The 20,306-nt window shown below is 63.9% G+C and carries 19 protein-coding genes and 1 pseudogene; 9 read left to right on the forward strand and 11 right to left on the reverse strand.

Features of this window, described 5'->3' with window-relative positions; genetic code table 11:
• Window positions 1–32 precede the first annotated feature (32 nt).
• From argC to AC0L3U_RS01950, 3 genes are all read right to left on the reverse strand, one after another.
• The gene (argC, locus tag AC0L3U_RS01940) at window positions 33–1,016 is read right to left on the reverse strand and encodes an N-acetyl-gamma-glutamyl-phosphate reductase (RefSeq protein WP_473360465.1); all 984 of its coding nucleotides are present in this window, start codon (window positions 1,014–1,016) and stop codon (window positions 33–35) included.
• On the reverse strand, window positions 1,013–1,681 hold the full coding sequence (locus tag AC0L3U_RS01945) for an FMN-binding negative transcriptional regulator (RefSeq protein ID WP_473360466.1): 669 nt from the start codon (window positions 1,679–1,681) through the stop codon (window positions 1,013–1,015). The genes argC and AC0L3U_RS01945 overlap by 4 nt, the downstream gene beginning before the upstream one ends.
• 223 nt (window positions 1,682–1,904) lie before the next feature.
• Window positions 1,905–2,435 (reverse strand): DedA family protein, encoded by a 531-nt coding sequence (locus tag AC0L3U_RS01950; protein WP_473360467.1) that lies wholly within the window; start codon window positions 2,433–2,435, stop codon window positions 1,905–1,907.
• Between the two features lie 273 nt (window positions 2,436–2,708).
• On the opposite strand from AC0L3U_RS01950, the gene parE reads away from it, so the two are divergent.
• The 4 genes from parE (at window position 2,709) to AC0L3U_RS01970 (ending at window position 7,200) form a co-directional block, all read left to right on the forward strand.
• Window positions 2,709–4,751: a DNA topoisomerase IV subunit B gene (parE, locus tag AC0L3U_RS01955; protein ID WP_027569873.1), complete on the forward strand. Its 2,043-nt coding sequence runs from the start codon at window positions 2,709–2,711 to the stop codon at window positions 4,749–4,751.
• A 467-nt stretch (window positions 4,752–5,218) separates the two neighbouring features.
• Complete coding sequence (locus tag AC0L3U_RS01960) at window positions 5,219–6,001, forward strand: outer membrane protein (protein ID WP_473346178.1); 783 nt, start codon at window positions 5,219–5,221, stop codon at window positions 5,999–6,001.
• Between the two features lie 221 nt (window positions 6,002–6,222).
• On the forward strand, window positions 6,223–6,408 hold the full coding sequence (locus AC0L3U_RS01965) for a hypothetical protein (protein WP_007609848.1): 186 nt from the start codon (window positions 6,223–6,225) through the stop codon (window positions 6,406–6,408).
• Window positions 6,409–6,429: 21 nt separating this feature from the next.
• Complete coding sequence (locus tag AC0L3U_RS01970; protein WP_473360468.1) at window positions 6,430–7,200, forward strand: SDR family NAD(P)-dependent oxidoreductase; 771 nt, start codon at window positions 6,430–6,432, stop codon at window positions 7,198–7,200.
• 107 nt (window positions 7,201–7,307) lie between these two features.
• Here AC0L3U_RS01970 and AC0L3U_RS01975 read toward each other — a convergent pair whose 3' ends face one another.
• Complete coding sequence (locus tag AC0L3U_RS01975) at window positions 7,308–8,075, reverse strand: outer membrane protein (RefSeq protein WP_473360469.1); 768 nt, start codon at window positions 8,073–8,075, stop codon at window positions 7,308–7,310.
• Between the two features lie 179 nt (window positions 8,076–8,254).
• Window positions 8,255–9,511, reverse strand: coding sequence for an FAD-dependent oxidoreductase (locus AC0L3U_RS01980; protein WP_473360470.1), 1,257 nt, complete (start codon window positions 9,509–9,511; stop codon window positions 8,255–8,257).
• A 118-nt stretch (window positions 9,512–9,629) separates the two neighbouring features.
• On the opposite strand from AC0L3U_RS01980, the gene AC0L3U_RS01985 reads away from it, so the two are divergent.
• A complete protein-coding gene (locus AC0L3U_RS01985; protein WP_456764490.1) occupies window positions 9,630–9,764 on the forward strand; it encodes a hypothetical protein in 135 nt (44 codons plus the stop codon).
• 66 nt (window positions 9,765–9,830) lie between these two features.
• Here the strand turns inward: AC0L3U_RS01985 and AC0L3U_RS01990 are convergent, their stop codons facing one another.
• Window positions 9,831–11,345 carry a caspase family protein gene (locus AC0L3U_RS01990; RefSeq protein ID WP_473360471.1) on the reverse strand — a complete coding sequence of 505 codons (1,515 nt, stop codon included), beginning with the start codon at window positions 11,343–11,345 and terminating at the stop codon, window positions 9,831–9,833.
• Window positions 11,346–11,555: 210 nt separating this feature from the next.
• Between AC0L3U_RS01990 and AC0L3U_RS01995 the strand changes: the two genes are divergently transcribed.
• The 4 genes and pseudogenes from AC0L3U_RS01995 to fabA all read left to right on the forward strand — a co-directional run.
• A complete protein-coding gene (locus AC0L3U_RS01995; RefSeq protein ID WP_473360472.1) occupies window positions 11,556–12,521 on the forward strand; it encodes an AraC family transcriptional regulator in 966 nt (321 codons plus the stop codon).
• Between the two features lie 299 nt (window positions 12,522–12,820).
• The gene (locus AC0L3U_RS02000) at window positions 12,821–14,425 is read left to right on the forward strand and encodes a DEAD/DEAH box helicase (protein ID WP_473360473.1); all 1,605 of its coding nucleotides are present in this window, start codon (window positions 12,821–12,823) and stop codon (window positions 14,423–14,425) included.
• A 166-nt stretch (window positions 14,426–14,591) separates the two neighbouring features.
• Window positions 14,592–15,659 carry a GGDEF domain-containing protein gene (locus AC0L3U_RS02005; RefSeq protein WP_473360474.1) on the forward strand — a complete coding sequence of 356 codons (1,068 nt, stop codon included), beginning with the start codon at window positions 14,592–14,594 and terminating at the stop codon, window positions 15,657–15,659.
• Window positions 15,660–15,767: 108 nt separating this feature from the next.
• Window positions 15,768–16,295 (forward strand): annotated as a pseudogene (gene fabA, locus AC0L3U_RS02010) (bifunctional 3-hydroxydecanoyl-ACP dehydratase/trans-2-decenoyl-ACP isomerase); the annotation flags it as partial.
• A 6-nt stretch (window positions 16,296–16,301) separates the two neighbouring features.
• Here the strand turns inward: fabA and AC0L3U_RS02015 are convergent.
• The 5 genes from AC0L3U_RS02015 to sufD form a co-directional block, all read right to left on the reverse strand.
• The gene (locus AC0L3U_RS02015; RefSeq protein ID WP_473360475.1) at window positions 16,302–16,757 is read right to left on the reverse strand and encodes a TfoX/Sxy family protein; all 456 of its coding nucleotides are present in this window, start codon (window positions 16,755–16,757) and stop codon (window positions 16,302–16,304) included.
• A gap of 136 nt (window positions 16,758–16,893) precedes the next feature.
• Window positions 16,894–17,304 (reverse strand): HesB/IscA family protein, encoded by a 411-nt coding sequence (locus AC0L3U_RS02020; RefSeq protein ID WP_007609828.1) that lies wholly within the window; start codon window positions 17,302–17,304, stop codon window positions 16,894–16,896.
• A gap of 74 nt (window positions 17,305–17,378) precedes the next feature.
• Window positions 17,379–17,750: an SUF system Fe-S cluster assembly protein gene (locus AC0L3U_RS02025; protein WP_007591551.1), complete on the reverse strand. Its 372-nt coding sequence runs from the start codon at window positions 17,748–17,750 to the stop codon at window positions 17,379–17,381.
• Window positions 17,747–18,994: a cysteine desulfurase gene (locus AC0L3U_RS02030; protein ID WP_473360476.1), complete on the reverse strand. Its 1,248-nt coding sequence runs from the start codon at window positions 18,992–18,994 to the stop codon at window positions 17,747–17,749. The genes AC0L3U_RS02025 and AC0L3U_RS02030 overlap by 4 nt, the downstream gene beginning before the upstream one ends.
• A complete protein-coding gene (gene sufD, locus AC0L3U_RS02035; RefSeq protein ID WP_473360477.1) occupies window positions 18,991–20,295 on the reverse strand; it encodes a Fe-S cluster assembly protein SufD in 1,305 nt (434 codons plus the stop codon). Before sufD ends, AC0L3U_RS02030 begins: the two co-directional genes overlap by 4 nt.
• Window positions 20,296–20,306 lie beyond the last annotated feature (11 nt).

Below are 20,306 nucleotides of genomic sequence, written 5' to 3' on the forward strand. Positions count from 1 at the left end.
ACCGGACCGGTCTGGCAGCCAACGCTCATCGGCTACTCCTCGGCAAGGCCCAGCATCAGCCGCATGTTCTGCACGGCCGCGCCGGACGCGCCCTTGCCGAGATTGTCGAGCCGGGCGACCAGCACCGCCTGGTGATGCTTGTCGCTGGCGAAGACGTAGAGCTCGAGCATATTGGTCTCGTTGAGCGCTTCCGGCTCGAGCTTGCCGCCCTTGGCCGCCTCGTTCTGAAGCGGCATCGCCGAGACGTATTTCGAGCTGGCGTAACGCTTGGCCAGCGCGGCCTGGAGATCGGCGCCGCTGGGCTTGCCGGGCAGCGTGTCGAGCTGGAGCGGCACCGAGACCAGCATGCCCTGCCGGAAATTGCCGACGGACGGGATGAAGATCGGCCGCCGCGTCAGATTCGAATAGAGCTGCATCTCCGGCAGATGCTTGTGCTCGAAGCCGAGGCCGTAGAGCTCGAACGACGGCGCGCTGCCGTCCTCGAAACTCGCGATCATCGACTTGCCGCCGCCGGAATAGCCGCTCACCGCATTGACGGTGACGGGATAGTCCGCAGGCAGCAGGCCGGCATCGACGATCGGTCGCAGCAGCGCGATCGCGCCGGTCGGATAGCAGCCGGGATTAGAGACCTTCTTCGCAGCCTTGATTTTGCCGGCCTGATCCGGCGTCAGTTCCGGAAAGCCATAGGCCCAGTCGGGCGCGACCCGGTACGCGGTCGAGGCATCCAGCACCTTCGGGCCTGACGGCCCCATGCTGTCGATGAGCGCAACCGTTTCCCTGGCAGCGTCGTCCGGCAGGCAGAGGATGACGAGGTCAACTTCCTCCATCAGCGCTTTCTTGGCCGCGGGATCCTTGCGCTTGTCGTCGGCGATCGTCTTCACGACCACGTCGTTCTGCAGCTTCAGCCGCTCGTTGATGCCGAGCCCGGTGGTGCCGGAGCCACCGTCGACGAAGACCGTGGCGGGCTTCTTGGTGACGCCGGTGGTCGGGGCTTTGGTGGTGTCCGCGAGGCTCATGGTACGCTCCTTTCGAGCATGTTGGTTTCGGCCGCGAACGCTTCGGGCCTCACGTCCTGCATCAGCTGCGAGATTTCCTTGGCGTCAGCATGGGCTTGCGCACCGAGCGCATTGGCGATCGCCGTATAGTCGGCGTCCGATTTGTGCTGGTTGAGCTTGAAGCTGCCTTCGACCTCTTCAACCGTCATGACCAGACCCACGATCCCCTTCTTCAGCGCCTCGAGCCGCCCCGCCGTCATTTTGGCTGAGGTCCACGGCTTCTTCGGCAACAGCCAGCTCTCGAACTTGTCGCTGAGCGTGTCGATCTGCACGGCCAGTTCACCATCCGACAACAACCGCACCGGCCCGGTCAGATGGACCGACTGGTACAGCCAGGTCGGCACCTGATCCGGCGAGACGTACCAGTCCGGCGACACGTAAGCATCGGGGCCGTTGACCGCGAGCAGCCAGGAGGTCGTCCCGTCCGCAAGCTTTAGCAGCGGATTGTGACGGGCGACGTGAAAGGCGGCCTGCGGCGTGCCGTCGGCGGCATAGGTCAAGTAGAACGGAATTGGCGAGGCGATCGGCTTGTGGCCGTCGAACGCGCACATGGTGCCGAAGCCGCGCGTGTCGGCGAATTTCAGGCTCGCGGCGCGGTCCTGCTTGAAAAAGGGTGGCGTGTACATCGTAGTCTCCTGCTGGCCTCCTTGGTGGCCGCCGGATCAGATCGCACTGACAGGAGAGAGAATGCCGCGGATCGGATCCAGCGGCAAAGACGATGATCTCAAACGCGATCAACCGCCCAAACCGCTAAAGAGCGGCGGCGGCGACGGGCGAACAAAATGGTCGCAGCGTTGATCATGGCGCGGGGCTATAGGGCCAGTTGCGGTTCGCGTCAAGGTTCGGACGTCACACCACGCGCCAGATCCATTCCATGATCTTCGCAATCACGTCGCCGAACAGCAGGAGCGCCGCCGACCAGATCAGCGCCGAGACGAAATTGGCGGCCTGGAAGCTCCAATAGGGCATCTCGAAAATGCCGGCTGCAAGCGGCACGGAGGCACGCAACGGGCCGAAGAAGCGGCCGATGAAGATGCTCGGCACGCCCCAGCTGCGCACGAAGGCCTCGCCCCGGGGCAGGAGTTCCGGATAACGCGAGAGCGGCCACATCTGGGCGACCTTCTCCTTGTAGCGGTAGCCGAACCAGTAGGAGGCCCAGTCGCCCAGCGCCGCGCCGATGCCGCCGGCGATCCAGACCGGATAGAAGCTGATGCCGCTCGCGCCGATCAGCGCGCCGATCGCGACCAACGCGCCCCAGGCCGGGATCAGCAGCGAGATGAACGCGAGCGACTCCCCGAAGGCGAGCACGAACACGATGGGAGCTGCCCATGTCTGGTGAGCGCGCACGAAATCGGCCAGCGCGTGCGCAAACTGCTCCATTCAAAATAGCCTTTCCGCCCTGCCCGAAGGTGCTGCTCGATGAAAAGGACTGGTAAGCCAAGGACTTGTGTGACATCAAGTCACAAAGTCCGGTCCAGGCCGGACCGGACCGTCACATTGCCGGGAATTGATGGGGCTGCGGCGTAAAATCGCCGGGATTGGCTCCCAACCACACCGCCCGGCCCGCCCTGCGATAACCTTTCCAGGTCAGAAGTGGCATAGTCGGCCCAACCGATTCGCCGCTCATGCGGCCCTCAAAACGCATAAAGATATATGTCCAAGCAGTTGAAGCCCAAAGCAAAAGACGATTTTTTCGGCGGCGATGAGCCGAAGCCTCGCGCCGCCAAGGCGACCCCGCGCGCAGGCGGTGCCGAGGCCGACTACACCGCAGCCGACATCGAGGTCCTCGAAGGCCTGGAACCGGTGCGCCGCCGGCCCGGCATGTATATCGGCGGCACCGACGAAAAGGCGCTGCATCACCTTTTTGCCGAAGTCATCGACAACTCGATGGACGAGGCGCTGGCGGGGCACGCGACCTTCATCGGAGTCGAGTTGAGCGCGGACGGCTTCTTGACCGTCACAGACAACGGCCGCGGCATCCCGATCGATCCGCATCCAAAATTTCCGAAGAAGTCGGCGCTCGAAGTCATCATGTGCACGTTGCACTCGGGCGGCAAGTTCGACTCCAAGGTCTACGAGACCTCGGGCGGCCTGCACGGCGTCGGCATCTCCGTGGTGAACGCCCTCTCCTCGCTGCTCGAGGTCGAGGTCGCGCGCAGCCAGAAACTCTACCGCATGACGTTCGAGCGCGGGCACCCGAAGGGCAAGCTCGAGGATCTCGGCAAGATCAACAACCGCCGCGGAACCCGCGTGCGCTTCAAGCCGGACACCGACATCTTCGGTGCGAAGGCAGCCTTCAAGCCGCAGCGCCTGTTCAAGATGACGCGTTCGAAGGCGTATCTGTTCGGCGGTGTCGAGATCCGCTGGAATTGCGCGCCCGAACTGCTCAAGGGCGTCGACGATGTGCCGGCGGAAGCGACGTTCCACTTTCCTGGTGGCCTCAAGGATTATCTGGCGGCTGCGATCCATGCCGACACGCTGGTGCATCCCGACATCTTCTCGGGCAAGTCGGGCCGCAACGGCGCGCATGGCGCCTGCGAATGGGCGGTGGCCTGGACCGCGGATGCCGACGGCTTCCTGTCGTCCTACACCAACACCGTGCCGACGCCCGATGGCGGCACGCACGAATCCGGCCTGCGCAGCGCGCTGCTGCGCGGCCTGAAGGACCACGCCGAACGCGTTGGCCAGGGCAAGCGCGCGTCCTCTATTACGTCTGAGGACGTGATGGTTGGTGCGGCCGTGATGCTCTCGGTATTCGTGCGCGAGCCCGAATTCCAGGGCCAGACCAAGGACCGTCTCGCCACCGCCGAAGCGCAGCGCATCGTCGAACAGGCGATGAAGGATCCGTTCGACCATTGGCTGTCGGGCAATCCGAACCAGGCCAACAGGCTGCTCGACTTCGTGGTCGACCGCGCCGAGGAGCGGCTGCGCCGCCGGCAAGAGAAGGAGACCGCGCGCAAGACCGCCGGCAAGAAACTGCGCCTGCCGGGGAAGCTCGCCGATTGCAGCGATGCGGGTTTGGACGGCTCAGAACTCTTCATCGTCGAGGGAGACTCGGCCGGCGGCAGTGCCAAGCAGGCGCGCGACCGCAAGACCCAGGCCGTGCTGCCGCTGCGCGGCAAGATCCTCAACGTCGCGTCCGCCGGCAAGGACAAGCTGACGGCGAACACGCAGCTCGCCGACCTCGTACAGGCGATCGGCTGCGGGATGCTGGCGCAGTATCGCGAGGAGGATCTGCGCTATCAGCGCATCATCATCATGACCGACGCCGATGTCGACGGTGCCCACATCGCTTCGCTGCTGATCACCTTCTTCTATCGCCAGATGCCGCGGCTGATCGACGAAGGCCATCTCTTCCTCGCCGTGCCGCCGCTCTACAAGCTGACCAACGGCACGAAGTCCGTCTACGCCCGTGATGACGCGCACAAGGCAGCGCTGATCAAGAGCGAGTTCAACGCCAACGCCAAGGTCGAGGTCAATCGCTTCAAAGGCCTCGGCGAAATGATGCCGGCGCAGCTCAAGGAAACCACCATGGATCCGGCCAAGCGGACCATGCTGAAAGTGGTTCTCCTCGCCGACGACCGCGACACCACGGCGGATTCGGTGGAGCGGCTGATGGGCACCAAGGCCGAAGCGCGCTTCGCGTTCATCTCGGACAAGGCCGAATTCGCCAATGACGACCTGCTGGACGTCTGATCCGCAGGCGCTGCCCGGTCGCATCCCATCAAGAGCCCCGGCATGAATCCCGGGGCTCTTTTGTGTTTGGGGACGACAACCGCCATTTCCCGACGACCCTGCCCGCCGATCCTGCCAACGGTTCGCCTCGACTTCGGTGATTCCCTGCCTCGTCGCATCGCGACTCGGCCAACGACTCACCCAGCCGGGCTGATGCAGGATTGCCTCCGTTTCGGACAAAGCCGGATTCACTAACGAGAAGTTACCAAAATACAAATCGCAAAATTCGACGTAATGCATTGATAATACGCGCTTATTTTACATTCCGACGACGGCACTCAGATTCCCTGCCGTGCGGCGTTTCCCGGCGACTGTGCCTGCTCTGCAACAGCATTTCGGAGAGAAGCAGGTATAGTCCGGGACATCAGATCACACGGACTTCAGTGCGCTCGCGCCTTCCAGACAGACCAAAGCTTGGGGATTTTAAGATGAAGAAGATTTTGCTCGCACTGACCGCGGTTGCCGCGATGACGGGTTCGGCCTCGGCCGCTGACCTTGGCGCCCGTCCCTACGTGAAGGCGCCGATGGCGGCTCCCGTCGCCAACTGGACCGGCTTCTACATCTTCGGCGGCGCCGGCGGCGGCCTCTCGGCCTCTGACCAGCGCGTGCAGACCACGGTCGGCGCAGTTCCCCTGACGATCGATCAGCGCCAGGGTGGCTCGGGCTGGTTCGGCACCGTCGGTCTTGGCTACGACTGGCAGTTCAGCGGCACCTGGGTCGCTGGCGTGTTCGCTGACGGTCAGTTCGGCAGCATCCGTGCTACCATTCAGGACCCGATCGCTGGCATCACGGGCAACCAGAAGCTGGAAGATTCCTGGGCCGCTGGTGTCCGCCTCGGCTGGCTGGTCGCTCCGAACGTTCTCTCCTACGTCAACGGCGGTTACTCGGGCGCTCACTTCGGCCAGACCAACTTCATGACCCTGGCCGGCGTGCCCGCCGGTATCCATCTCAACAGCTACAACCGCAATGGCTGGTTCATCGGCGGCGGCGTCGAGAACAACCTGAACATCTTCGGCATCCAGTCGCCCGGCTGGTTCATGAAGACCGAATATCGCTCGGCCTTCTACAACGCCAAGACCCAGAACGAACTGTTCGATGCTGGCAACGTCGTCGTCGGCCGCGACATCCGCGCCAACAGCTGGAACCAGACGATTTCCACCTCGCTGGTCTACCGCTTCAACTGGACCGGTCCGGTCGTCGCGAAGTACTGATCCGAACGCAAGTTCAGACGTCAAAGCCCCGGCATCGTCCGGGGCTTTTTCGTTGTACGGTGCTTCAGCGGACCTTGCGTATGGACATGCATCCGCCCTGCGGCCTGCATCAGCGGCCATTGTATCCGAACCACGGCTACGGCTAGTCTCCCGCCAAGTTTTCGGGCCGCGGCAATGGTCATGCCGCGTCACGACAGAAGCGGACCCATGGGGAGGAATGCATGCGCAGATTTCTGCTGATCGCAGGCCTGTTTGCCCTTGCCGTCGGGCTGCTCTGGATCGGACAGGGCACGGGTACCGTCGCGTGGCCGCGATCGAGCTTCATGGTCAACCAGTTGCAATGGGCCGGCTATGGCGCAGCCATGGCCGGCTTTGGGCTGGTGTTGATCTGGCAGAGCAACCAATAGAAGAAACCAGGGTATAGCAGCATGACATCCAGTCGGTTCGATCTCCGCGGCAAGGTCGCGATCGTCACGGGAGGCAATGGCGGCATCGGGCTCGGCATGGCCCGTGGCCTCGCCGATGCCGGCGCCAACATCGCCGTGGTCGGACGCAACGAAACCAAATCCGCCGCGGCCGTCGCCGATCTCAGTCAACGCGGCGTGAAGGCGATCAGTGTTCCCACCGACGTCACCGACAAGGCGGCCATCGCCGCGATGGTCGAGCGTGTCGTCAGGGATCTCGGCCGCATCGACATCCTCATCAACAATGCCGGCATGAGCATCCGCAAGCCGCCGCACGAGCTCGAGCTCGACGAGTGGAATACGGTGATCAACACCAACCTCACCAGCGCCTTCCTGTGCTCGAAGCTGGCCTATCCCGCGCTGAAGGCGTCCGGCAACGGCAAGGTGATCAACATCGGCTCGATGATGTCGATCTTCGGCGCGAGCTTCGCAACGGCCTATGCGGCGAGCAAGGGCGGTATCGTTCAGTACACGCGCGCCTGCGCCAATGCGTGGGCGCCCGACAACATCCAGGTCAATGCCATCCTTCCCGGCTGGATCGACACCGACCTGACCCGCGGTGCGCGGCAGCAGGTATCGGGATTGCACGAGCGGGTGCTGGCACGCACGCCGGCGGGGCGGTGGGGCGACATCGACGACTTCGCCGGCATCACCGTGTTTCTTGCCTCGCCCGCGTCTAACTTCGTCACCGGCACCGCGATCCCCGTCGATGGCGGGTTCTCGGTGATGGCGTAGGCCGTACGCCAGAAACCTGCACACAAAAAAGAAGCCCCGGACAATGCCGGGGCTTTTAAATTTGGGCAGTGATCGTCTTTTATGGCTGCTTGGTCGTTCGTTGCCCCTTAGTAGCGGGCGATGACCGGCGCGTCGAACTTGTAGCTGGCGCGCACGACGGCCCACTGGAGGTCGCGCGGCTTGGCATCGAAGCTGTAATTGCCCGACGTGCCGCCAAGTTGATAGGTCTGGCTGGTGAAGGCTGCGTAGTTGTACTCGAGGCCGACGATCCAGTTGCGGGTGATGCCGTATTCCCAGCCGGCACCGACGGTCCAGCCGTTGGCCCAATGGGTCTGACCGCCAGAACCGGTGAACGGACCGACCGTGTCGGTGACCGAGAGACGGTTGTTCACGCCGGCATAGCCGCCCTTGATGTAGAACAGGTTGTTCTGCACGGCGAAGCCCGCGCGACCGACGACGGTGGCAAGCACATTGGCGCGCCAGGAGAACACGTCGTCACCGGCGCCAAACGCGGTGTTCAAGAACGAGCCCTTGTTGTCGAGGCCCGAGATCGTGCCTTCCATACCGAACACGTAGTTGTTGGCCTGCCAATTGTAGCCGATCTGGGCGCCGCCCAGGATGCCGGAGTTGCGCTGACGGTAGCCCTGCCCCGGGGTCAGATCGCCAAATGGCGCGCCGGTCCCGTTGTTGATGAACTGCTCGTTGGTCCATGCGCCGCCGATGTGGCCGCCGACATAAAAGCCGGTCCAGTTGAACAGCGGCTCCGCATAGGCGGGCGCCTTCGTGTAACGCGCACCGAGATCGGCGGCGGAAGCGGCGCCGGTCGAAACCAGAGCGGTCGTGCAGGCGAAGGCGGCAATCAACTTGTTACGCATGGTACACCCCGTGTCCTTTGATGGATGCACGCTCACACGCAGTTCTTACTCAAATTTGAATCAAGACAGTTAAGACGCCGGATTGGCAAGCAGCGCGCCTTCAATGCATCTCAACTGTTGTACGCAGGCAACGCGCCGAGCGCGATTTAACGCCGCGTTATCCCTACCGAGTCCTTGCGCTACCGTGCCGGCGCAGCCTTCGACTGCACGTGCTCGGGCCGGACGCCAAGCGCGAGCAGGCGCGCCGGAATACCCTGGAGCCACGGCACCGCGGTGATGAGACGCACGATCAGCGGCACTTTCAGCGGCCGGTCGCCGCCCTGCAAGGCGCCGCTGATGATGTTGTTCTGCACGATCATCTGCATTCGCTGCGTCATCTTCACCGGGAATTCGCGGCGACGGCGCACGGCATCGAGCTCCTCCTCCGACGGGCAGCCGTTTTGCAGCTTGTCCGCCAGCAAATTTGCGGTCGCGACCGCATCCTGCACGGCGAGATTGACGCCGACGCCGCCGACCGGCGACATCGCATGGGCGGCGTCGCCGATGAGAAGCAGGCCCGGCCGCGTCCAGCGCTTCAGGCGGTTGATCGCGACGGTGAGCAGCTTGAAATCGTCGAAGCTCTTCACATCGGCAATGCCGCTCTTTAGGACCGGCGCCATGCGAACGACATCGTCGAGCAGCGCCTGCAATCCCCTCGCCTTCACCGCGTCGTATTGCCCCTTGGCGATGACATAGGCGCATTGCCAATAGTCGCCGCGGTCGAAGGTGATCATCATCTTGCCGGGCTCGACGCGCGCGAACACGTTGTCGGTCTCGTTCGCCTTGCGGCCGACGCGGAACCACAGCACGTCCATTGGCGCGCCGATCTCCTCGACCTCGAGGCCGGAACGCTGGCGCACGGTCGAATGCCGGCCGTCACAGGCGATGGTGAGATCGGCTTCGATGTCCACGATGCCATCAGGCGTATTCGCCCGCACGCCGGCGATGGTCTCACCGCGGCGGATCAGATCGACCGCTTCCGTGTTCATCATCACCTTCAGCGAGGCGAAGCGCTGGCCGGCCTCGCGCAGGAAGTTCAGGAAATCCCATTGCGGCATGAAGGCGATGAAGGGGTACTTGGTGCGGAGGCGGCTGAGATCGGCGATGCGAACGGGGGTACCGCCGAACAGGCCGTCCATTTTTTGCAAGCGCTGATGCGGCAACTTCAGGAATCCGTCGATCAGGCCGAGCTCGTCCATCACCTGGAGCGTCGAGGGATGCACGGTGTCGCCGCGGAAGTCGCGGAAGAAATCCGCATGCTTCTCCAGCACCGCGACATCGATGCCGGCGCGCCCAAGGAGATAGCCGAGCATCATGCCGGCCGGTCCGCCGCCAACGATGCAACAGCGGACCTTCACCGAGGAGCCATGGGGATGCGGCGACGTATTGGGTTTCACGGCCGGGTCCTCATTACGGGTCGAGGTTTGCGTGCACTGCAGCAAGCAAGATTCATTTGCCGCAGTTGTGAATGGCCGTTAGCCTTGCTGTCAATTCCGACTCATTCAGGAAATTGCAGTGCAGACAATCCTCATACTGCTCGGCGTCTGGATCCTGATCAACGTGCTTTTCGTCTTGATCATGATCGCACCGCGCAGGCCGCCGCTTGCGCCGGTGCGCATCGAACACAACGGTTATCCTTACGAGGAGTAGGACAAGCTCAAGCGCTTCATCAGGAAGCGGGTGGCAAAAGCGTGCGCGACGCCTTCGCTCGCGTCATCAATTGTTGCTGCGGTTCGCGCTGCGGAAGCTCTTGATCTCCGACACGCTGCCGTCGCGGTAGGTCAGCTCCACCGAGATGAACTGCGTTGCCGGCGCGAGCTTCATGTAGAGCGGCATGCCGGCGCTGATCGCGCTGGGGTCGCGCATGTCGCAGCCCGGCATCTTCAAGACTTGGTTCGGAACGGCGGTGTCGATGCCGATGCGCACCTCGCGGATGGCGCAGCGGTAGGACACGAGGTGCGTGTAGTAGACCAGCAGCCCGTTGAACTCGCGGAATGACAGCCAGCTCGTCGCGGTCATGTCGAGGATCTTGCGCTGGTCGCGGATCAGCGCGGCTTCGGGATCGAACCTGATCGGGAACGGGCCCTGCATGTCACCGGACTGGTCAACATAGCGGACCTCGATGGTGCCGGCCTGCGCGTCCGGCGGCAATTCGATCGACGGGTTCGGCATTCTCTTGCGCGTGCGCGGGTCGAGCGTATCGATGAAGCCGGTTTCGCGGAAGTCGCCATTGCCGGCCATGCGCCAGGAAACGCCGAGGGTCGGATCTGCAAAGGAGAACACCACGCTCCACCCGCCATTGTGGCGCGAGAAGCTCGCGATCGGCGCGTTGGTGGTCTCTTCCTTTGGCACGCGCGGCACCGAGACCGGTGGTAGCGCCGCGAGCTTCTGCGCCGGCGGATCGGCCGGGCGCACGGCGGCATCCTTGGCGATGCCGCTGAGGAAGACGTCGTCGACCATCTGATCAAAATAGACCGGCACTTGCCTGTGCTTGACGGTGTCGGCCATCTCGCTGACGAGACGGCGCGTACGCTGCGCCACCTGCACCAGGTTCTCGCCGGACTGGAGCAGCTCCTTGGCGAAGGTGCGCGTGAACACCGAATTGGGATTGGCGTCGTCGTTGGAGAGGCGGTCGAGCGCGGTCTGGCGCGGGCCCGCGGAGAAGACCGAGAACACGCCTTCGGGCAGCTGCACCATCGGGGCAAGCCCGCCACCACCGGAGACGGCGCGGGTACCTTTGCGTTCGAACGGGTTGTTGCGGCAGGCGTCGAACACCAGGATCGAGGTTCGCGCCTTCTTGTTCTGGAGGCGCTCGACGATGCGATCGGCCAGGATGGAGGCGTCACGCACCAGCTCTTCCTGCCCTTCCGTCGCCGCCGGCACGTCCGTCGGCAGCAGATAGTTCTGGCCGGCGATTTCGAAGCCGTGGCCGGCATAGAAGAAGAACGCGGTGTCGCCGGGCTCGATCGTCCGATCGAACGCGAGCAGCGTCTCCGAAAATTGCTGCCGGCTCTGGTTTTCGGCGACCATCACCGAGAAGCCGAGCTGCTTCAGCGTATCGCCCATGGTGCGGGCGTCGTTGACCGCCTTGAGCAGCTTCGGAACGTTCCTATAGTCGTTGTTGCCGACCACGAGCGCGACGCGCTTCTCGGCACAGGCGGGAAGCGCGAAACCGCTGAGGCCGGCCGCGAGGCCAAGCGCTGCCAGTACTCTGAAAAGCCGACGTGTCATCGAAAATCCCTCAAGAACGGCCCACGCCGGTTCCTTCGAACAGCGGTTCATGGGAACCGCGTCGTTGATGTGATAGTCGGCCCAGCCATAGCGCTGGTTCAACAGCCCTGAGGACTCAGGTCTGTCGTCTAGCCTATGGTAGGTGCCACCGGAATTTGCTTTTTCTCGGTCAATTCTTGTGGGCAATTCCGCTGGAAGCGAGGGGACGCCGTGTATCGCTGGTGCACCGACGAGGTCGAGCCGCACGATCGCTTCGAGTTTTGGCGCGAGGTGCGCGCCAAGGGCCTGTTCGGCGTCACCGCCGAACTCGAGCGCGAACGCCGCGCGGACTTCTTCGGCGAATTCTCGCTGTGTCAGCTTGGCGGAGCCGGCCTCGTCGAGCTGAAGGCTTCGCATTACACGGTCGAGCGCAGCATGACCGACATCGCTGACGCGCCGGGCGACAGCCTCTGCGTCTATCAGCAGCTCGGTAGCGGCGCCTGGTTCGGCGGCATGCGCGGCAGCGACTTCACGATCGCCAATGGCAGCTTCGCCACCAGCCATACCGACCAGCCCTATCGCGCGGCGCCGCTGGGCGCGGGAGGCTTCCACCTGCGGATCCTGAAGATTCCCGTGAGCGGCCTCTCCACGCAGGACAAGCGCATGCGCGAGCTTGCGCCCCGGACGTTCGATGATCCCACCCTAGCGCCCCTGCTCGACGCCTGCTTTGCCGATCTCGGTACGGTTGCCGCGGGTGATGACGGCGCCGCCGATGCCGCCCCCCTCGTCCAGGCTTTAGCCCATCTGGCACTGATCGAGCGCGGCATCCTGCGGCCCGGCAGCCGCCTCGGGCAGGCCGCGCTGCGGATCGCCCGGCTCTCGCTGGCACGACGCCTGATCGCGCGTCACCTGCAAGACCCGGATATGGCGCCAACGATGGTGGCCGACCGTCTCGGCGTGTCGGTCCGTCACCTGCACATGCTGTTCGAAGGCGCAGCCAAGAGTTTTTCGCAAACCGTGACGGAGGAACGCCTGAACCAGAGCCGCCGCCTGATGCGCGAAGCCCCGGACCGGCTGATCGCCGACATCGCGACCGCCTGCGGCTTCGACAGCCTCGCGACCTATTACAGGGTCTTCAACGCCGCCTATGGGATGGCCCCCGGCGACTTCCGCGCCCAGGGTCCGGAAGGGCGTTAGCCGACGTTTGGGCAGCTCCGGCCGACCGCTGGATTGGCCCGAAAACCGCAGCCTCGCCCGCTATTTGAGCGAAAACCTCAGGTTTTTTAGGGTCTTCCCGCGGCTGCTCCATTGACTTTGGCCGATTCCCGCCTATGTTCCGGGTCGACGCGGCTCGGTATCGAAGAGCGATTCCTGAGCTTGGCGCTTTGTTCGCGTGAGTCAGCACCCCCAGCTTCTTTGAGAGCGCGCCGTTTTGGGGTGGAACGCGACAGCCTTATTACCCTCGAATCCGAACGGCGGTTTCGACCAGAGGCTCAATGTCTTTTACCCATCTCGGACTATCCGAAAAAGTCCTCGCCGCAGTGGCGGCCACCGGTTACACCACCCCCACCCCCATTCAGGAACAGGCGATCCCTCACGTCCTCGCTCGCAAGGACGTTCTCGGCATCGCCCAGACCGGCACCGGCAAGACCGCGGCCTTCGTGCTGCCGATGCTCACCATTCTCGAAAAGGGCCGCGCCCGGGCGCGCATGCCGCGCACGCTGATCCTTGAGCCGACCCGCGAACTCGCGGCGCAGGTGAAGGAAAACTTCGACCGTTACGGCGTGGGCCAGAAACTCAACGTCGCCCTCCTGATCGGCGGCGTTTCCTTCGGCGACCAGGATGCCAAGCTGACGCGCGGTGTCGATGTGCTGATCGCCACTCCCGGCCGCCTGCTCGACCACACGGAGCGCGGCGGCCTGCTGCTCACCGGCGTCGAGCTGCTCGTCATCGACGAAGCCGACCGCATGCTGGACATGGGCTTCATTCCCGACATCGAGCGCGTCTGCAAGCTCGTCCCGTTCACGCGGCAAACCCTGTTCTTCACCGCGACCATGCCGCCGGAGATCCGGCGCATCACCGAGACCTTCCTGCACAATCCGCAGAAGATCGAGGTATCGAAGCCCGCCACCACCGCTGTCACCGTTACGCAGTGTCAGGTCCCGGCCGGGCGCGAGGCGCACGAGAAGCGCGAGCTGCTTCGCCGACTGCTCCGCGAGGCCAAGGATCTCCAGAACGCGATCATCTTCTGCAATCGCAAGCGCGATGTCGCCGTCGTTCACAAATCGCTGCAAAAGCACGGCTTCAGCGTCGGCGCGCTGCACGGCGACATGGATCAGTCGGCCCGCACGGCGGCGCTCGAACAGTTCCGCAAGGGCGAGCTGCCGCTGCTGGTCGCGTCCGACGTCGCCGCCCGCGGCCTCGACATCCCCGAGGTCAGCCACGTCTTCAATTTCGACGTTCCCCACCATCCCGACGACTATGTCCACCGCGTCGGCCGCACCGGTCGCGCAGGCCGGTCCGGCATGGCGATCTCGCTCGTCACGCCGCCCGACCAGAAGTCGATGGTGGCGATCGAGAAGCTGATCGGCCAGAGCATTCCGCGCGCCGAAGGCGATTTCGAAGTCCGCACCGATGCTTCCGATGCGAGCGAGCGTCCGCGCGAGCAGCGCGGCCGTGAACGTTCACGCGGCGGACGCGGCAAGCCGCAACGCGGTCGCGATCGTGAGCGCAGCCAGGAGCCGCGCGAAGCGCGTGGCGAGGCACAGCCTTCAGCCGAAGCACGGTCCGCTCCCGAGGCAAGGTTGGCTTCCGAAGCAAGGCCCGCGCGCGAGGCAAGGCCTCCACGCGAAGCCAGATCTTCGCGTGAAGCCAGATCTTCGCGTGAAGCCAGACCTTCGCGTGAAGCCAGGCCTCCGCGCGAAGCCAAGCCATCATCCGAGCCGCGTGACGGTGCGCGCCAGCAGGCCAATCCGTCCCATGTGCCGTCGATCGGCCGTCCCGAGCCGCGCCGCCAACGCGAGGCCGACAGCGAGCCGGGCGACCACTCGCATCTGCCGGCCTTTCTGCTGCGTCCGGTTCGCTCCCCAGCCGGCGCCTGAAGCCCGATGTGCGCCCGGCTTTGGTTGAAATAAAGCTGGCGCGCACTTTTTTGGACGTATTCGTGGACGTATATTTACGGGGCGTTCACGATCGTCCGTTAGCCTACGAACATAATTTAAGTATTGCTGCGGTCGACGGCACGCCGATCGCTGTGGGGTATGTTCCGTGGTCAAGGTGCTCGACGAACACGAACGCACGATGGCGTTCGCCGAGGTAGCGCTCGGTCAGATCCGATCGCTACGACAGACGGCAATTCCCCGCAATTACGAGATCTGGTTCGTCTACGCCACCGGCTACAACGCCCCGCTCAACAAGATCATCAACGAGACACTGGCGCGGAGCGGCAAGCTGACCGACGCCGAGCTCGATCAGATCTACGAGACCTACCTCTCCCACATCAAGACCACCGACCGCATCGACAAGGTCGGCGCGCGCGTCATCGGCGAGATCGACGACGTGATGAAGGTACTCGGTGACGCGCTCGGGATGACCGGCTCCTACGATGCCAGCCTGTCGGCTGCGACCGAAAAGCTCTCATCGGCCGAGAACCGCGAGCAGCTCAAGTCGATCGTCGAGACGTTGCTGCATTCGACCAGCGAGATGCGCGAGACCAACAAGGCCCTGGAAGACCGGCTGACGCTGTCGAAGAGCGAGATCAGCAACCTCCAGCAGAGCCTGGAGGCGATCCGCGCCGAGAGCCTGACCGATCCGCTGACGGGGCTCGGCAACCGCAAATATTTCGATCGCATGATCGACATGGCCGTGCAAGGCGCGCTCGCCTCCGGCGAGCCGCTGTCGCTGCTGCTGCTCGACATCGATCATTTCAAGTCGTTCAACGATTCCTACGGCCATCTCACCGGCGACCAGGTGCTGCGGCTGGTCGGCCTGTCGCTGAAGCAGACCATCAAGGGCCAGGACATCACCGCGCGCTATGGCGGCGAGGAATTCGCGGTCGTGCTGCCCAATACCGCGCTGCGCCAGGCCCTTACTGTGGCCGATCACATCCGCCGCGCGGTGATGGCCAAGGAATTGAAAAAGAAGTCCACCGGCGAAATTCTCGGCCGCGTCACCATCTCCGTCGGCGTCTCCATGCTCAAGCAGGGCGACGACACCGACGCGCTGATCGAACGCGCGGATGCCTGCCTCTACGCCGCCAAACGCAACGGCCGCAACCGCGTGATCTGCGAGGCCGATCCGGAATTCGCGGTCGAGACGCACAACCGGGTGGCGTGACGCCGAAGCTACGCACCGCCACCTGCGCTTGACATTCTGGCCTGACGAACGACATCTCCCTCGCCGTCTTGAGGCGTCCGACTGCGCGCATCCGGAGGACTTGTCGTCTTGCCCAACCCGCATGATTTTCACACGCCGCAACCGTCCTACACCAGGGACGACCTGCTGAGATCGAGCGAGGGCGGCTATTTCGGCCCGGGCAATGCGCAATTGCCGGCGCCGCCGATGCTGATGATGGATCGCATCACGGAGATCAGCCTGGACGGCGGCGAGTTCGGCAAGGGCCACATCGTCGGCGAGCTCGACATCGCGCCGGGCCATTGGTTCTTCGATTGCCACTATCGCGGCGATGCCACGATGCCAGCGTCTCTGGGGCTGGATGCCATGTGGCAGATGGTCGGCTACTGGCTGGGATGGTCGGGCTCGCCGGGCAAGGGCCGCGCGATCGGCGTCGGCGAGGTGGAGTTCACGGGCTCCATCACACCGGACACACGATGCGTGCGCTACGAGGTCGTCATGCGCCAGGTGAGGCGCGGCAGGCTGGTCCTGGGATTTGCCGACGGCCGCGTGCTGGCTGACGGTGTCTGCGTTTACATCGCCAAAGACATGAGGGTTGGCCTGACAAAGGCCGTGGACTTGAGCTTAGCCCACTCGCCTGGCGCGCTTCCCAAGCGAGCTCTTTTTGCTCGCCTTCTTCGACGGTTTCGCAGGCTTGGCGACCTTCTTGGCCGGCTTGTTCGCCGCCTTCTTCGGTGTCTTCTTGGCCTTGGGCCGCTTCTTCACCTTGGCGCGCTGGGCGGCGGCGAGCGCGGCCCTCGCCCATTGCGCGAGTTCCGCGGAATCGTCGAACAGGCGGGCCGGCAGCTCCCAGTAGGAGTTCACCACCACGGTCTTGGCGCGGGTCGAGTATTGGAACGGCTTCGAGCTTTCCGCTTCAAAGTCCGGGATGGTCATCTCGTCGGCGCGAAAGAACAAGCCGGCACGCAGAGACAGCGCGAAATTGACGCCGTCGGCGGAGATACCGTAGCCGGAGAACATTTTCCGGATGGCGACAGGGCCGAAATCGGCGAACAGGTCGATCAGGAATTCGCGGTCCATGGCAGGCTTCCCGGGGCGAGCAGCCCAGCGTTCATACCACCGCCGTCATTGCGAGCGAAGCGAAGCAATCCAGATTGTCGCCGCAGAGACAGTCTGGATTGCTTCGTCGCAAGTGCTCCTCGCAATGACGGAAAAACTACCCGTCGATCTGCGCCGGGCGCAGCTCGACCGACTCGCCGCAGCCGCAGGCGGAGATCTGGTTGGGGTTGTTGAAGACGAACTGGGCCTGCATCTTGTCGGCCTTGTAGTCCATCTCGGTGCCGAGCAGGAACAGCACGGCCTTCGGATCGACCAGGATCTTGACGCCCTTGTCCTCGACGACCTCGTCGGTCGGGCGGACATCATGGGCGTATTCGACGGTGTAGGACTGACCGGCACAGCCGCCGTTCTTGACGCCGACGCGCAGGCCCACGATCTCGGAATCGGCCCGTTGGGTCAGCTCGCTGATGCGCTGGGCAGCGGCGTCCGTCAGCCGCATTACCTGCGGGCGGGGCCGCCGCGGCTTCGGAGTGGATGCTGGTGTCGAGCCCGACGATATCTGTGTCATGTCAGTGATGTGGTCCGTTGCCGAGCGAATTCAATGCCAAGGATCCAACAAGGATCTAAAGCCGAGGTTACGCGTCACCACATGTTGAGCACGAGGCGGGCCTCGTCGCTCATGCGTTCCGGCGTCCAGGCCGGCTCCCAGACCACCTTGACGTCGACCACGCCGACGCCGGGAACGCTGGCGACCGCGTTCTCGACCATGGTGGGCAACTCGCCGGCGGCCGGGCAGTTCGGCGTCGTCAGGGTCATTTGCACGTCGACCGAGCGATCGTCCTTGATCTCGACCTTGTAGATCAGGCCGAGCTCATAGATGTCAGCCGGGATTTCCGGGTCGAACACGGTCTTGAGCCCGGCGATGATCTCGGTGGTGAGACGCTCGGTCTCCTCAGGCGGCAGCGCCGACTGGGTTTCCATCGGATTGGCTTTGATTTCTGCCGTGTCACTCATGCGAACAAATCCCGCGCCTTCAACAGCGCCTGTGCCAGATGATCGACTTCTTCCCGCGTATTATACATGCCGAACGACGCCCGGCAGGTGGCTGTGACGTTGAACCGCTCTAAAAGCGGCATCACGCAATGGGTGCCGGCGCGCACCGCGATGCCCTGGCGGTCGATCACGGTGGCGACGTCATGGGCGTGGGCGCCTTTGAGCTCGAACGAGATCACCGGGCCCTTGCCCCGTGCCGTGCCGATCAGCCGCAGCGAGTTGATCTCGCGCAGCTTGTCCTGGGCGTAGGTGACGAGATCGTGCTCGTGCGCGGCGATGCGCTCCTTGCCGATCGAATTGACGTAGTCGATGGCGGCGCCAAGCCCGACGGCCTCGACGATCGCCGGCGTGCCGGCCTCGAATTTGTGCGGGGGATCGCCATAGGTGACGATGTCGCGCGAGACTTCGCGGATCATCTCGCCGCCGCCGTTGAACGGACGCATCGCGACGAGGTGGTCGTACTTGGCCCAGAGCACGCCGATGCCGGTCGGACCGTAGACCTTGTGGCCGGTGAAGACGTAGAAGTCGCAGCCGAGGTCCTGGACATCGACGGGCAGATGCACGGCGCCCTGGCTGCCGTCGACCAGCACGGGGATGCCGCGGGCGTGGGCGATCTTCACGACGTCCTTGACCGGAACGATGGTGCCGAGCGCATTCGACATCTGCGTGATCGCGACCAGCTTGGTCTTCGATGTCAGGAGCTTCTCGAATTCGTCGATGAGGAAATTGCCCTCATCGTCGATCGGCGCCCATTTGATCACGGCACCATGGCGTTCCCTGAGGAAATGCCAGGGCACGATGTTGGAGTGGTGCTCCATGATCGAGATGACGATCTCGTCGCCCTCTCTGATGTTCGGTTCACCCCAGGACGAGGCGACGAGGTTGATTGCCTCGGTCGCATTGCGGGTGAAGATCACTTCCTCGGTCCGGGCAGCGTTGATGAACTGCGCCACCTTGGTGCGACCGCCCTCATAGGCTTCGGTCGCGGCGTTGGCGAGATAATGCAGGCCGCGGTGCACGTTGGCGTATTCGGAGGTGTAGGCCTGCGTCATGCGATCGAGCACGGCACTCGGCTTCTGCGCGGAAGCCGCGTTATCGAGATAGACCAGCGGCTTGCCATAGATCTGCATGGCCAGCGCCGGAAAATCCTGGCGCACGCGCGCGACGTCGTAAGAGCCGTTCTTGACTGCGGGATGCGTGCTCATTGGCGCCGCTCCAGCCAGCGCTCGGCAATGCCGATCACGTGCTCGCGCAGATCATCGTCGGCGATCTGCTCGATCGCCTCGCCGACGAAAGCCTGGATCAGCAGCGCCTGGGCCTGCTTCTCGGGCAGGCCGCGGGCCTTCAGATAGAACAGCAGACTGTCGTCGAGCGCGCCGGCGGTAGCGCCATGACCGCAGGAGACATCGTCAGCGAAGATCTCGAGCTCGGGCTTGTTGTCGGCCTCGGCTTCGTCCGAGAGCAGCAGCGCACGGATCATCATCTTGCCGTCGGTCTTCTGTGCGTCGGGACGAACGATGATGCGGCCCTGGAACACCGAATGCGCGCGATCGTCGATCACGGCGCGGAAGACTTCGCGGCTCACGCAATTCGGCACCGCGTGATCGACGACCAGCGTGGTGTCGCCATGTTCGGTCTTCTGCAACAGGTTCACGCCGTTGACCGAGAGCTCGCTGCCCTCGCCCGCCAGCGTGATGAAGCCCTGCAGGCGGCTGACCGCAGCGCCGGTGGTCATGTTGAAGAAATTCAGCTTCGTGTTCGCACCAACCCTGACGAACTGCGAGGTGATGTTCACCGCATCCGGCGAATCATCCATCAAGCGGATATGCGCGACGTCTGCGTTGTCGCCGACCGAGAGGATGACGGCATCGCTGACCTGGTAAGCCTTGGCGCCGGCCGCGACGAAGCTCTCGATGATGGTGGCACGAGCGCCCTTCCCGATCGCGATCTGCGAGCGGGTGAACGTCGACGCGGAAGACGTGATCGCGATGTGGATGATCTGGATCGGCGCGGAGAGCTGCGCGCCATCGGCGATATCAAGCACGACACCGTCGGTCGCCATCGCCGCGTTCAGCGCGATCACCGCATCGGTGGCCGCGGTCTTCAACAGACTGGAATCCTTCTCCAGCGTCTCCCGCAAGGTCTTAAAGCCCGCCTCGGAGGCCAGCGCCTTGACGTCGGACAGATCGGCAGCGAACACGCCGTCCACCAGAACCAGCTTGCGGGCGCCTGCGATCGCGTGCGCCTTCACCGCCTCCGCAGCGCGCTTCAACGCAGCCGCATCGGGCGCAGCCGCCAGCGGCAACACCTCGCCGACCAGCGCGCGCAGATCGGTGTATTTCCATTCCTCGATCCGGCGGTGCGGCAGGCCGAGACGCTCATAGGTCTCGAACGCCTCGCGGCGCACAGCGATCACGGAAGGCGAACCCGGCAGACGGCCTTCGGCGCTGGCGAACAGATCGCTCACCGCGCGGCCGTTTCCGGTCTTTGCCACAGCAACGTTCATCGCAAAATTCC

It is taken from the genome of Bradyrhizobium sp. Kon69 (assembly GCF_055807515.1).